The sequence below is a fragment of the Vibrio sp. 1978 genome (assembly GCF_033344345.1).
The window spans coordinates 299,843-312,683 of record NZ_JAWPOP010000004.1; the positions used below are offsets into that span (position 1 = coordinate 299,843).

A 12,841-nucleotide genomic window follows, 5' to 3' on the forward strand; every position below is an offset into this window, starting at 1 on the left:
GTTTTGTCCTTAATTAGTTGCCGCCAAAGCAGAGATATTTCACGTCCATGTATTCATCGATACCTTGTTTTGCACCTTCACGTCCGATACCGGACTGCTTAACACCACCGAAAGGAGCCACTTCAGTAGAGATCATACCTTCGTTAATGCCGACCATGCCGTATTCGAGCGCTTCTGCGATTTTCCAAACACGGTGAATGTTTTGGCTGTAGAAGTACGACGCGAGACCGTAGATGGTGTCGTTCGCCATTTCGACTAGCTGTTCGTCGCTGTCAAAACGAATCACTGGCGCGACAGGGCCAAAGATTTCCTCGGAAACAATCTTCATGTCGTGAGTAACGTCTTTGAGAACCACTGGCTGCATAAATAGACCATCGAGCTTTTTAAGCTCTGAAACCGGCTTCGCGCCTTGCTCGATAGCACCATCAATAAGCGTCTGAATGCCTTGCTTCGCTGACTCGCTGATCACTGGACCAATGTTGACCCCCTCTTCCAATCCGTTACCAACTTTGAGCTGCTGAACCGCAGCGTCAAACTTAGCAACGAATTCGTCATACACTTTGCTGTGTACATAGAAACGGTTCGCACAAACACACGTTTGACCTGCGTTACGGAATTTCGACGCCATCGCGCCTGCCACAGCTGCATCAATATCCGCATCATCGAATACGATAAATGGCGCGTTGCCACCGAGCTCCATTGAGGTACGTTTGATGTCAGCCGCGCTTTGCTGCATCAGCACGCTACCGACTTGAGTAGAGCCAGTGAAAGACAACTTGCGAATCAACGGATGCGAAGTGAAGATAGCACCGACCTGACGGGAGTTTTCCCCCAATACCACTTGCAGCACATCGCGTGGGATACCCGCTTGATAGGCAAGCTCAGCGACCGCAAACGCAGACAGCGGCGTAGATTCAGATGGTTTTACGACAAAGCTACAGCCTGCCGCTAAAGCTGGACCTGCTTTGCGCGTGATCATCGCAATTGGGAAGTTCCACGGTGTAATCGCACAGGCGACACCAATCGGCTGTTTGATGGTCACCAAACGCTTGTCAGCACTTGGGGCAGGAATCGTCTCACCGTAGGTACGTTTCGCTTCTTCAGCAAACCATTCGATAAAGCTCGCACCGTAAAGCACTTCACCTTGAGCTTCCGCTAGCGGCTTACCTTGCTCTAACGTCATCAAACGGCCAAGGTCGGCTTTGTTTTCTAACAGGAGTTGGAACCAACGATTGAGCATGCCAGCACGCATTTTTGCTGGCAGTGCCGCCCACTCTTTCTGCGCCACACTGGCACTTTCAATGCCATTTAAAATGTCGTTTTCGGTTGAGACTGGTGCGTACCCGAGGAGTTCTCCGGTCGCCGGATTAGTCACTGCAATGCCCTGTTGTGGATTCGCTACCATAAACGAAACAAGGCTTTGGTTTTGTATCTGTTGCATGGTCATTCCTTTTGACAACTCATCATCGCCGCTAAGCCAGCGGCGAGTTTATGTTTAAGCAGGGATCTGCTGCGTAATACAGTGAATGTTCCCTCCGCCGAGTAGAACCTCTCTCGACGGTATCGCGATGATTTGGTATTCCGGCATCGCGTTTTGCAAAATATCGATCGCCATAGCGTCGGTCTCTTCGTCCAGCATCGGCAAGAACACATGCTCGTTGACGATAAGAAAGTTCGCATAAGAGGCACTTAGGCGTTCGCCAGCTTGTCGACTCATTCCTGAACTGGCGTCAATGCCATTGGCTTCGCGCTCGCTGTAATGCAACGGACCCGGTAATGGCAAACGGACAATTTCAATCTCGCGTCCTTTCGCATCTTGCTGCGATTTCAGCACTTGCTCTGCTTGACGAGATAACGCGTATTGCGGGTCACTTGAGTCATCGGTCCAACTCAGTACCACCTTACCCGGTGCGATCACGTGCATTAGGTTGTCAACATGGCCGTCTGTTTCGTCATTGAATAAACCATTTGGCAACCAAATGACTTTTTCGATACCGAGATACGCCTTTAACTGCTCTTCAATTTGCGCTTTGCTCAACTGTGGATTTCGCCCCGGACTAAGTAAGCACTCTTCTGTGGTGTAAAGGGTGCCTTCACCATCGGTGTGAATCGCCCCACCTTCAAGTACAAACGGTGCGCGGTAATGATCAATACCGATGATGTCGCACACCGAACCAGCGACAAGATCGTCCTGCTGCCAGTTGTCGTAAAGGCCGTTGTATTCGCCGCCCCACGCGTTGAATTGCCAACTAATCCCACGGCGCTCGCCCGCTTGGTTAACAAGCACGGTCGGCCCGATGTCTCGCATCCACGCATCGTTAAATGGGATTTCCACCAAACGTACATCTGAGTGAAGCATTTGACGCGCTCGGTCAAAGTTGTGCGAGCACACCGCCACACACACTTTGGTCACTTCCGAGATTAAGTTCGCGATTCTGGCGAAGGTTTCTTGCGCGGGTAATGCGTCATCACGCCAATTGTCTTTCCTTTCTGGCCACGCTAGCCAAACTTCACTAACCGGCTGAAACTCAGCCGGAAAATAGAAGCCATCTTGCGCTGGTGTTGTCGATAACTTCATTTTAACGCCTCTTTAAACGGCTAGTTTGCCAACGCTGGTGTAAAGGTCTGGACGACGGTCGCGGAACAAGCCCCACGCGTGACGCGCTTTCGCTGTCGTAGCTAGGTCGATTTCTGCGTAAATGATGGTTTCACCTTGACGCGGTGCTTCGGCAATTTTTGCACCAGTGTGGTCAGTGATAAAAGAAGAGCCGTAGAACGTCGTCTCGATACCATCATCGACTTCAGTGCCCACTCGGTTTGACGCAATCACTGGAACGAGGTTTGCTGCCGAGTGACCTTGCATTGTACGTTGCCAGTGGTCACGTGAATCCAGTGTCGGATCTTGAGGCTCAGAACCGATTGCAGTTGGGTAAAAAATCGCTTCCGCGCCGTGCAGAGCCAAGCTGCGTGCAAGCTCTGGAAACCATTGGTCCCAGCAAATGCCAGCACCGAACTTACCGAACTTGGTTTGCCACACTTTGAAACCAGTATCGCCAGGGCTAAAGTAGTACTTCTCGCTGTAGCCCGGGCCGTCAGGAATGTGTGACTTGCGGTAGTTATCTAGTACCGTGCCATCGGCATCTATCATTACTAGCGAGTTAAAAAACGTATTGCCCGCTTTTTCAAAGTAGCTGACAGGAATCACCACGCCGAGCTCTTTAGCCAACGCACTCATCTCTTTAATAAGACGACAATTCTCCGTTTCTTCTGCAAGCTCGAAATACTTCGCTTCTTGTTTTTTGCAGAAGTAAGGTGCGGCGAACAGCTCTTGAGGAAGAATCACGTTCGCACCGTTTTGTGCTGCTTCACGAATCGCATTTTTTGCTTTGGCTAAGTTATCTTCCAGATCCCAGCTTTTCGTCAGTTGAAGGGCTGCAAATTTCACTACTTTGCTCATTGGATATTCCTTATCTCTTAAATCGCCAGTTTGTCACGTAGGTTGTAGTAAGCCGCGCCCATTGCCGTAAACGGAATTTGGAAGTGGCGGCCACCCGGGAAGGAGTAATGTTTCAGAGCGGCAAACGCGTCAAAGCGTTCTGCGTGTCCAGTCAAGGTTTCAGCCAGCAACTTGCCTGCTAGGTGAGTACACGTTACACCGTGACCGCTGTAGCCTTGTAGGTAGTAAATGTTGTCTGCAAACGAGCCAAATTGCGGCATGCGTGAGTAAGTCAGCAAGAAGTTACCCGTCCAGGTGTAATCAATCTTGATGCCTTTCAATTGTGGGAAGACTTTCTCCATCTTCGGACGGATCAGTGCTTCAATGTTTTCTGGGTCACGTGCGCCGTAAACCACGCCACCTCCGAATAACAAACGCTTGTCGGCGGTTAAGCGGAAGTAGTCAAGCAAGTAGTTACAGTCTTCAACGCAGTAGTCACTGGTCAGCACTTGTTTTAGCTGCTCATCACTCAAAGGCTGAGTCGCCACCACTTGTGTGCCGCACGGGATCGCTTTGTTGCTGATGTTTGGTGCCAAACCACCAAGGTAGGCGTTACCTGCCAAAACCACGTACTTGCTCTTCACGCTGCCTTGCGCCGTTTTAACTACTGGGTTAATCCCTTTGTCAATCGACACGACCGCCGACTGCTCAAAGATTTGACCACCTAGAGATACGAACGCGGCGGCTTCACCTAATGCCAGTTTAAGCGGGTGAATGTGACCACCGCGCATATCCAGCAAACCGCCAGTGTACACTTTCGTACCTACCGCTTGTTCTACCTCTCCTGCATCAAGCAGAGTCAGTTGGTCGTTGCCGTAACGCTCCCAGTTCTTCTTATGTTCTTCTAGCCCTTTGAGTTGTTTACTGTTCAGTGCCGTGAACAAGCCACCTTGCTTGTAATCACAGTTGATGTCGTATTTGTCAATCAGGCCACGGATGATATCGCCGCCTTCAAAAATCATATCGCACAGAGCTTTGGCTTGGTTTTGGTCGTAACGGCTTTCAATCACGTCAACATCTCGGCTGTAGCTGTTAACGATTTGGCCACCGTTACGACCAGTTGCTCCAAAGCCCACTTTTGCGCTCTCTAACACAACAACTTTAAAACCTTTTTCCGCTAGGTGTAGTGCAGAAGAAAGACCAGAAAATCCCGCACCGACTACACACACATCGCACTCGATGTCGTTTTGCAACTGTGGGTATTCCGGCATGTTTGGCACAGAGTGCGCGTAGAACGAATCCGTATGCTTGTTCATAGAACTATTCCTTTATTTATCGTAATCGTCAGCAGGCTTAAGGATGGAGGCGAATCCAAGTGGTTTTGGTTTCGGTGAATTTTGCAATCGCGTGGAGAGACTTGTCTCGACCATTTCCGCTCATTTTGAATCCGCCAAATGGGACCGTCATATCACCTTCGTTGTAGTTGTTGACCCAAACCGAGCCGGCTTGCAGTCGTTTTGCTACGCGATGAACGCGGTTGATATTGCTGCTCCAAAGTGCAGCACCTAAGCCGTACTTCGAATCGTTAGCGATCTCAATTGCTTGCGCTTCATCTTTGAATGGAATGACACACAGCACCGGACCAAAAATTTCCTCTTTGGCGACACGCATCTTGTTGTCGACGTTGTCTAAAATGGTTGGGGAAACAAATGCGCCCTGCCCATCGACATCACCGCCACAACGTACGTTTGCACCTTCTGATTCACCTAAAGAGATGTATTCCAATACTTTTGATTTATGATCTTGGTCGATGAGTGCACCCATGGATGAACTTGGGTCCATTGGGTCTTTTGGCGTGAACGCTTTCGACGCTTGAATAACTTTTTCTATAAACTGATCTTTGATGCTTTCGTGAACAAGCAGGCGGGTTGCCGCGACGCACACCTCACCTTGGTTGTAGAAACACCCTGCGGCGGTGTCTGCTGCTGCGCGGTCTAAATCATCACAATCTTCAAACACGATGTTCGCGTTCTTGCCGCCCGCTTCTGCAAACACACGCTTTAGGTTGCTCTCACCCGATCTGACCATCAGTTGACCTGCAATGCGCGTCGAGCCTGTGAAGGCGATGCAGTCTACGTCTTGGTGTTTCGCCAGCGCGTCGCCAGCTTCATGACCAAAACCCGTAACGACTTGGAAAACGCCTGTTGGTAAGCCCGCTTGAGAAGCAAGTTGACCTAGGAATATCGCGGTGAGAGAAGATTTTTCTGACGGTTTTAGAATCACGCTATTACCAGCCGCTAAAGCAGGGCCAAGCTTCCAGCACGCAAGCCAAAGTGGGAAGTTCCACGGTACAACCGCAGCAACCACACCAATTGGTTGATGAGAAATAAAAGCGTGTACATCTTTTTCGGTTGGGGCAACTTCGCCGTATACTTTGTCGATTGCTTCTGCGTACCAGCGTAATGCACTCGCCGCACCAGGAATATCGGTAGAGAAGCTGTGAGAAATAGGCTTACCGGTATCAAGCGTTTCTAGCAGAGCCAATTCTTCTTGGTTTTGATCAATCAAGTCAGCAAACTGTTTAAGCACTGCTTTGCGATGAGCTGGGCTGCTCTCGCTCCACTGACCGGATTGAAATGCTTGGCGAGCGTATGAAACCGCGAGATCAACATCTTCATTTTGGCAACGGGCGATTTCGGTGAATATCTCATCTGTTGCTGGGTTAACTACCGGGATGGTTTGCCCTGTTAAAGCGGCACTGTATTCACCGTTAATGTACGCCCTGTTTTCGATGTTTAGATTGTTTTTTAGTTCAATCCATTGCTCTTGGGTTTTCATACGCTCTCCTTGTGATCACACAAGGCAAGCCCCCACTAAAATGTGGTTGGCGTATGCGCACTTATCATTCGACAAGCCTTGTCTGTGTGATTTGTAAATCGATGGGGCTTCGTCGTATCAATAATGTACGACTCGCCCGCTGTTATGACATGAGATTGCCCTTTATATTCCAGAGTGATTTCACCCTCTAATACGGTGCCAATCTCTTCGCCTTCGTGTTTGATTTCTGCCGCACCAGTGGTTCCATAAGGTGCGTATTCCTCGATCAAGAATCCGATGACTTGATCTTTGTCACCATTCGTTACCAGTTTCATGGACACCGTCTCGCTCCCGATTTCCACAAGATCTGACGGCTTGATGACTACTTTCACTTCATCGTTCGAAGGTTGTTCAAAAGTGAAAAACTCTGATAACGATAAAGAAAATACATTAACGATTTTTTGTAGTGAGCTGACCGACGGGCTCACTTTGCCATTTTCAATGGATGAGATTGCACTGTGGGTAATACCAGCGCGCTCGGCTAGTTCCCTTTGTGACAATCCATGTTTTTTTCGTAACTGAACAATATTTTTACCAATCTCTTGATTGTCCATTCATACAGCTCCAAACGTTTAACGAGAGGTAGCCATCATAAATTCATTGAACAAAATTTGAGAGAAATGATTGGTTTTTGCTTCCCATTCTGGGTGCCACTGCACGCCAACGAAAAATTTTTGATTAGGAAGACTAAATGCTTCTACCAAGCCATCCGGGGCTTTAGCTTCTACTTGTAATAGAGGAGCAAGCTGATCGACGCCTTGGTTGTGTAGTGTGTTCACTTCAAAGAAGGTGGTATTTTCCCAATGATTTTGCACCAGCCATTGTTCAAATAAGCTCTGCTTTTGAACTAGCACAGCGTGTGCTGGCGCGTATTTTTGTTCGAAATCTTCAACAGGCGCTTCACGATGGTCATTGAAGCCGGAGTCATGAACGGCTGGGTTTAACGAGCCACCAAGTGCGACATTCATCTCTTGAAAGCCGCGGCAAATACCAAGGCACGGAATGTTTTGGTCAACCGCATGACGAATTAACGTGAATGAGAGCTCATCACGAGCTTCATCTTTGTAGCTCTCTTCGTGCGTTGCATTGTATCGATGTGGCGCAACGTTAGAGTGGCTGCCAGGAAAAAGAAAACCATCACATATGTCTAGGATGGTGGTTACGTCATCGACCGACATGTCGGGAGCCAACATAATCGGTAGTCCTCCAAAATCCTTTATGGCGCGAAGGTAAAAGTCGTTGACCGCTTGTATCTGATAGCCACCCAACTCTTTAGCGCAGCTAACCACACCAATGATGGGTTTGTGTGTATCTGCCATGATATGTCCGTGTTCAATTTATTTAACACAAACCCTACAAACCATGTACAAAATTATCAACACAGATGACCATTATTATCGTCACAACGTGATCTGGCGCACTTTTTAGGCTTCAAAACTGAATATTTATGCTCATTATATTGAACAAAACAAAACCAACTGTTACAAAATAGTTAACAGAAAGACATAAAAACCAGCCGTTAAACATCAAAAGCACAGTGTAAGTGCATGTTTAAATTAAAAATAACCTGAAAAACAAACAACTCGTTCAGAGTGCTGTAATTTATTTGTTAATTTGGTTATTTCTAATTTCTACTCGTCAGGCTATTTGGAGAAGAAAATGGAATCGTATCTACAGGAAGTACAAAATTTTAAACAAAAATGGCCCGATATTGAATTTATCGATCTCATCTTTACCGATATAAATGCCACCCCAAGAGGAAAACGCATCCCGATAGATGCTCTAGAAAAACTGAATAAAGGTGTTGCCCTCCCCCTTTCGACCATCACCCTAGATACCAAAGGTAACGTCGTTGAAACGGCCGGGTTGGGAGAAGATCTCGGAGAACCAGATAATCTCTGCTATCCAATCAGCGGCACCTTAATGCCGACGGCAAAAGAACAAGTTGGTCAGCTACTGCTTAGTATGATGGATGAAACCGGGCAGCACCCTAACCCACTGTTCATCCGAAACATTCTCGCTTCTATATTGCAAACACTGCATGCTAAAGACCAATATCCTTGTGTCGCGCTCGAGCTGGAGTTCTATTTAATAGACAAAACCCGCGGCGAAAATGGCGAACCATTAACGGCAATTAACCCCACGAAAAAAACTCGAGAAAAAGATACCGAGGTTTACGACCTTGATGGACTAGATGACTACGCTGATTTCTTGGCCGACCTTAATCGAATTGCATTAGAACAAGGTTTAAACACTTCCGGAGCCCTATCTGAATCGGCCCCAGGGCAGTTCGAAATCAACTTCAACCATTCTAAAGATGTACTTCGAGCATGTGATGAAATCATCATCGCAAAACGCTTGATTCGCCAGGTCGCTCATCAGCACGGATTTGACGCCACATTTATGGCGAAACCTTTTAGTGAGCAAGCGGGTAATGGCATGCACATTCATCTCAGCTTGGTTGATACAGATGGTAACAACCACTTTAGCCAATCAGACGGTCAAGCGAGCGCCTTCTTCTATCAAACCATGGCAGCGATGCTGTCACAAACATCCGATGCCATGGCCCTAATCTGTCCTAACGTTAACTCTTACCGTCGCTTTGTTCCTGGCGCTTACGTCCCGACCAAAGCCGATTGGGGAGAAAACCACCGCGGTGTTGCGTTGCGTGTGCCTATCAGCGATAGCAAAAATCGCCGTATAGAGCATCGTATAGCAGGCGCTGACGTTAACCCATACATTCTCGCTGTAGTAGTACTTTCCGCAGTATTAGCGAGTGAAAGCTACACCAAAGATCAATGTCCACCGACTCTCAGTGATGATGCAATTGAGTTACCTCTGCGTATGTCAGAAGCTCTAGAGCGACTGGAGCACAGTGAGCTAGCTCAATACATCTCAAGAGATTTTATCGATTTGTATCTAGCTTGCAAACAGAGTGAACTCGCAGAATTTGAGCGAGCGATTACTCCATTGGAAATCGACTGGATGTTGCACTCGGCATAAACAAAGGAAATGAACTTTATGACTACGCAGACCAAGGCGCTGGATGCGCCTCTTAAAATCAACTCTCAACACATTATTGTTTCTTTAATCTCGGTTGCGACGTTTGTCTTTTTTACCACAATCGGTTTGAACCATGAGGAAGGCGAAGCCTACGGATGGATGAGTCTTTTACCAACGGCGTTGGTATTGGTCTTTGCGCTGACAACACACCGAACTGTGGAAGCCCTCTTTAGCGGCGCTATTGCCGGTGTTCTTCTGCTTAACCCAACTGAAGCGGTGGAACAGATTGTTGATATTTCCATGAGTGTAATGATGGATGAAACTATTGCTTGGATCATCCTCGTTTGTGGTTTGATGGGCGGCCTAATTGCTATTTTGGAGAAAGGCGGCAGTATCTTAAGCTTCTCCGACATGCTGGTCACGAAAGTAAAAAGCCGTAAGCAATCGATGCTGATGACCTTTGCTTTAGGTATTCTGATCTTTATCGACGATTATTTGAATGCGATTGCAATTTCTTCCTCAATGAAAAAAGTTACGGACGGCTACCAAATCTCGCGTGAAAAGCTCTCATATCTTGTGGATTCAACCGCCGCGCCTATCTGTATCCTCGTACCAATTTCCACTTGGGCAATTTTCTTCAGTTCGTTGCTAGAAGCAAACGGAGTAGCAGAAGCGGGAGATGGTATCAAAGCATACATTGAAGCTATTCCATACATGGCTTACGGCTGGGTAACGCTGGTGATTGTTTTGCTGGTTGCAATGGAAAAGATCCCAGATCTAGGTGCGATGAAAAAGGCAGAAAAGCGTGCGAAGAATGGTCAAGTTCGTCCAGACGGTGCAACAGATGTCGACTTTGGTCCCGATGTATCTGCACATACCAACCCAACCATGGGCCTTGTCAACTTCTTGTTACCAATGATCGTACTTGTTGCCGCAAGTTGGTATTTTGGTATCGATCTACTTGCTGGTGTTTTCGTCGCGTTAATCTTTACTATTAGCTTTTACGGCGCACAAAAACTGATCTCGATGAACGACATGTTCGAAGCTGTTTATGATGGCATTAAAGTTATGCTACTGCCGCTTGCGACCGTTATTGGTGGTTTCATGTTGAAATCGGTCAACGACTCATTGGGCGTCACGCAGTATGTCATTGAGACCGTCAGCCCTTACCTGTCAGCGTCTTACTTCCCTGCGATTATCTTTATGATTACGGGCGCGTTGGTATTTGCAACGGCATCGTCTTGGGGAACGTTTGCAGTAGCGATGCCAATTGTTCTACCTTTGGGCGAACAGCTTGGTGTGCCTCTACACTTAACCGTTGCAGCGCTGCTTTCAGCATCAGCGGCAGGGAGCCACTCTTGTTTCTTTAGTGACTCAACCGTGTTATCTGCACAAGGTTCAGGCTGTACAGCAATGCAACACGCAACCACACAGTTTCCTTATGCGTTGATTGGTATTGTTGCAACCGCGATTTTCTTCTTCATCATCGGTTAGCCCCTTTATCTAATTGCAAAACCCTGCTCAAAAATAGCGGGGTTTTGTTCTATCAAGTCAAATGATCCTCTTAAAACTACTTTACGCGCGTTCAGTATAAAAATACTCAAAGATGTACAGCTGCACTCAATAAGGGTTTGGTAAACCTAATATTTTTGGTTTACGCTTAGCGAAGCGTTTATTGTGCAACAAGGCAGCTTTTGAGTAACTTAAATGCCGCCTTAATACAGTGTTAACGGTTGGAGAGACATGAAAAAGTTAGCCCATGAGATATGGATATTTGACGGAGATCCCGTCCAATTCTTAGGACTCCCATACACCACTCGTATGACTATTGTTAGGCTTTCTGATGGTGGCCTTTGGATTCATAGTCCAATTAAGTTATCAAATTCGATTAGAGAGCAAATCAACAATCTAGGCCAAGTGAAATACTTAATCGCTCCTAATCATTTACACCACTTGTTCTTATCTGAATGGGTATCTGCCTATCCTAGCGCAGAAGTTTATGGCACAAATGAAGTCATTAAGAAGTGCCATGATATACACTTTCACGCTTCACTTAACCAAGGCGGTAATGCTTGGAACTCTGAGGTTGAACAAGAACTATTTTCTGGCTCTCCATTAATGGAAGAGTGTGTGTTTTATCATCGACTTTCAAAGACCTTAATTGTTACTGACCTCGTCGAGAATTTTTCTGGCCAGGACTTTAACTACTGGCAGCGGTTTGTGGCTAAAGGGGCCGGTATTCTTGCTCCGAATGGAAAAATGCCTTTGGATTGGCGCCTAAGTTTTATGTTTAGCAAACAAGAGGCTCGAAAACACTTAAATAAATTGCTGTCTTGGAAACCTAATATATTGGTTATGGCTCACGGTGAAATCGTCCTTGATAATACAGACGAGTTCTTACAGCGCTCTTTTAAGTGGCTAGTATGAGACAACATTGAAAACTCACACAACAGAATAGACAAGAAGCTATTTTAAAACATTAGGCCCTTTTAGCTTAGTCTTAGGGACGAATTTACAGCACTACACGTTATGTTTAACGATAAGCTCCCCTATTCCTCTTAATTGAGCATTATGCAGCAATTTAAAATTCCGTTAGAATTGCACTTCAAAAACTTCAATGCGAAGAATTCTGGACATTGATACGGACATAAGTTCAAGAGTTAACATAACGCAATAGCAATCTCTTACTAATTATTTTGCATCGAGACATTGGCATACTCCCGAAACAAACCCTTCTACTCTAAAGGTTTTGTTAATAACAGTTGCCATGCTTGTTAGTTATTCTCGTTGAACTCAGTATCTTGAAGTTGTTTGAATATATAAATTTAAAAAAAAGAGACATAAGATGCACAAAAAACTCATCATTCTAAGCTTGCCTATTCTATTAGCTGCATGTGCGGCACCAAAGTATACGGTAGAAACAATCTCGAAAGAAAATCAGAGCAAGGAAATCACCATCGTAAAAGACAACGCCACGCGAGATGTTTTCTTAGATTCGATGCAAGACTGGTGTTTGGATACCGCCCATAAATGCACAGTCGTAAGCGACGGCACGCCTCCTGTTAGCTCTGAGCTAACACTTACTTACGTATCACGCTGGAGCTGGGATTTTAGAACATTTATCGCTGATGCTCAGATCAAAGCCTACAAAAATAACGAAAAAGTAGGACAAGTTGAATTTAAAGCACCAAACAGCGCGAATCCAGATAAATGGGGTAAAGACAACAAACGAATCATTTCGATGATGGATCTGTTATTCGGTAAACAAACCGTGAGTGAGGCTCAATCCAAGATTAAGCTGGGCGAAATGTAATGAGCCGAACAATTGCCCATTTAACAAGCATCATATATTTGTAGAGAAAGATAGGAATGTTTAAGTGACTGAAGTCAAAACCATTGGGCTTTTCTTTATAACCGCCATTGCAGAAATATTAGGCTGCTACTTACCCCCGAATTCAACTGCGAAGTGCGACACTCGCCAATATCAAGCGGCCAGTGCCATTTCTTTAAAGACAATCGCTGGTT

11 protein-coding genes are annotated in these 12,841 nt (G+C 46.3%); 4 read left to right on the top strand and 7 right to left on the bottom strand.

The window, feature by feature from the left end:
* Positions 1 to 13: 13 nt before the first annotated feature.
* Genes R8N49_RS06560 through R8N49_RS06590 form a run of 7 tightly spaced genes read right to left on the bottom strand, consistent with a single transcriptional unit; the run spans position 14 to position 7,632 of the window.
* Positions 14 to 1,441: an NAD-dependent succinate-semialdehyde dehydrogenase gene (locus R8N49_RS06560; RefSeq protein WP_258489148.1), complete on the bottom strand. Its 1,428-nt coding sequence runs from the start codon at positions 1,439 to 1,441 to the stop codon at positions 14 to 16.
* A gap of 54 nt (positions 1,442 to 1,495) precedes the next feature.
* Positions 1,496 to 2,578, bottom strand: coding sequence for an agmatine deiminase (aguA, locus tag R8N49_RS06565; protein ID WP_258489147.1), 1,083 nt, complete (start codon positions 2,576 to 2,578; stop codon positions 1,496 to 1,498).
* 12 nt (positions 2,579 to 2,590) lie between these two features.
* Positions 2,591 to 3,457, bottom strand: a complete 867-nt coding sequence (aguB, locus tag R8N49_RS06570; RefSeq protein ID WP_017820918.1) for an N-carbamoylputrescine amidase — start codon at positions 3,455 to 3,457, stop codon at positions 2,591 to 2,593.
* A gap of 17 nt (positions 3,458 to 3,474) precedes the next feature.
* Positions 3,475 to 4,752, bottom strand: a complete 1,278-nt coding sequence (locus R8N49_RS06575; RefSeq protein WP_258489146.1) for an NAD(P)/FAD-dependent oxidoreductase — start codon at positions 4,750 to 4,752, stop codon at positions 3,475 to 3,477.
* Positions 4,753 to 4,789: 37 nt separating this feature from the next.
* The gene (locus tag R8N49_RS06580) at positions 4,790 to 6,274 is read right to left on the bottom strand and encodes an aldehyde dehydrogenase (protein ID WP_025766733.1); all 1,485 of its coding nucleotides are present in this window, start codon (positions 6,272 to 6,274) and stop codon (positions 4,790 to 4,792) included.
* Between the two features lie 35 nt (positions 6,275 to 6,309).
* The gene (puuR, locus tag R8N49_RS06585; RefSeq protein WP_005377813.1) at positions 6,310 to 6,867 is read right to left on the bottom strand and encodes an HTH-type transcriptional regulator PuuR; all 558 of its coding nucleotides are present in this window, start codon (positions 6,865 to 6,867) and stop codon (positions 6,310 to 6,312) included.
* 18 nt (positions 6,868 to 6,885) lie between these two features.
* The gene (locus R8N49_RS06590; protein WP_017633975.1) at positions 6,886 to 7,632 is read right to left on the bottom strand and encodes a gamma-glutamyl-gamma-aminobutyrate hydrolase family protein; all 747 of its coding nucleotides are present in this window, start codon (positions 7,630 to 7,632) and stop codon (positions 6,886 to 6,888) included.
* A gap of 340 nt (positions 7,633 to 7,972) precedes the next feature.
* On the opposite strand from R8N49_RS06590, the gene R8N49_RS06595 reads away from it, so the two are divergent.
* The 4 genes from R8N49_RS06595 (at position 7,973) to R8N49_RS06610 (ending at position 12,629) form a co-directional block, all read left to right on the top strand.
* A complete protein-coding gene (locus tag R8N49_RS06595) occupies positions 7,973 to 9,316 on the top strand; it encodes a glutamine synthetase family protein (protein ID WP_318189900.1) in 1,344 nt (447 codons plus the stop codon).
* An 18-nt stretch (positions 9,317 to 9,334) separates the two neighbouring features.
* Entirely contained in the window at positions 9,335 to 10,810 is a 1,476-nt protein-coding gene (locus R8N49_RS06600) for a Na+/H+ antiporter NhaC family protein (RefSeq protein WP_005377816.1), read from the top strand.
* Between the two features lie 249 nt (positions 10,811 to 11,059).
* The gene (locus R8N49_RS06605) at positions 11,060 to 11,743 is read left to right on the top strand and encodes a DUF4336 domain-containing protein (RefSeq protein WP_258489145.1); all 684 of its coding nucleotides are present in this window, start codon (positions 11,060 to 11,062) and stop codon (positions 11,741 to 11,743) included.
* A gap of 418 nt (positions 11,744 to 12,161) precedes the next feature.
* Positions 12,162 to 12,629 carry an Sbal_3080 family lipoprotein gene (locus R8N49_RS06610; RefSeq protein WP_005385757.1) on the top strand — a complete coding sequence of 156 codons (468 nt, stop codon included), beginning with the start codon at positions 12,162 to 12,164 and terminating at the stop codon, positions 12,627 to 12,629.
* Positions 12,630 to 12,841: the final 212 nt, after the last annotated feature.

Coding starts and splice junctions, on each gene's coding strand:
- R8N49_RS06580 (WP_025766733.1), bottom strand. CDS start 6,274: ATGAAAACCCAAGAGCAATGGATTGAACTAAAAAACAATCTAAACATC.
- R8N49_RS06605 (WP_258489145.1), top strand. CDS start 11,060: ATGAAAAAGTTAGCCCATGAGATATGGATATTTGACGGAGATCCCGTC.
- R8N49_RS06595 (WP_318189900.1), top strand. CDS start 7,973: ATGGAATCGTATCTACAGGAAGTACAAAATTTTAAACAAAAATGGCCC.
- aguB (WP_017820918.1), bottom strand. CDS start 3,457: ATGAGCAAAGTAGTGAAATTTGCAGCCCTTCAACTGACGAAAAGCTGG.
- R8N49_RS06575 (WP_258489146.1), bottom strand. CDS start 4,752: ATGAACAAGCATACGGATTCGTTCTACGCGCACTCTGTGCCAAACATG.
- R8N49_RS06560 (WP_258489148.1), bottom strand. CDS start 1,441: ATGCAACAGATACAAAACCAAAGCCTTGTTTCGTTTATGGTAGCGAAT.
- puuR (WP_005377813.1), bottom strand. CDS start 6,867: ATGGACAATCAAGAGATTGGTAAAAATATTGTTCAGTTACGAAAAAAA.
- R8N49_RS06610 (WP_005385757.1), top strand. CDS start 12,162: ATGCACAAAAAACTCATCATTCTAAGCTTGCCTATTCTATTAGCTGCA.
- R8N49_RS06590 (WP_017633975.1), bottom strand. CDS start 7,632: ATGGCAGATACACACAAACCCATCATTGGTGTGGTTAGCTGCGCTAAA.
- aguA (WP_258489147.1), bottom strand. CDS start 2,578: ATGAAGTTATCGACAACACCAGCGCAAGATGGCTTCTATTTTCCGGCT.
- R8N49_RS06600 (WP_005377816.1), top strand. CDS start 9,335: ATGACTACGCAGACCAAGGCGCTGGATGCGCCTCTTAAAATCAACTCT.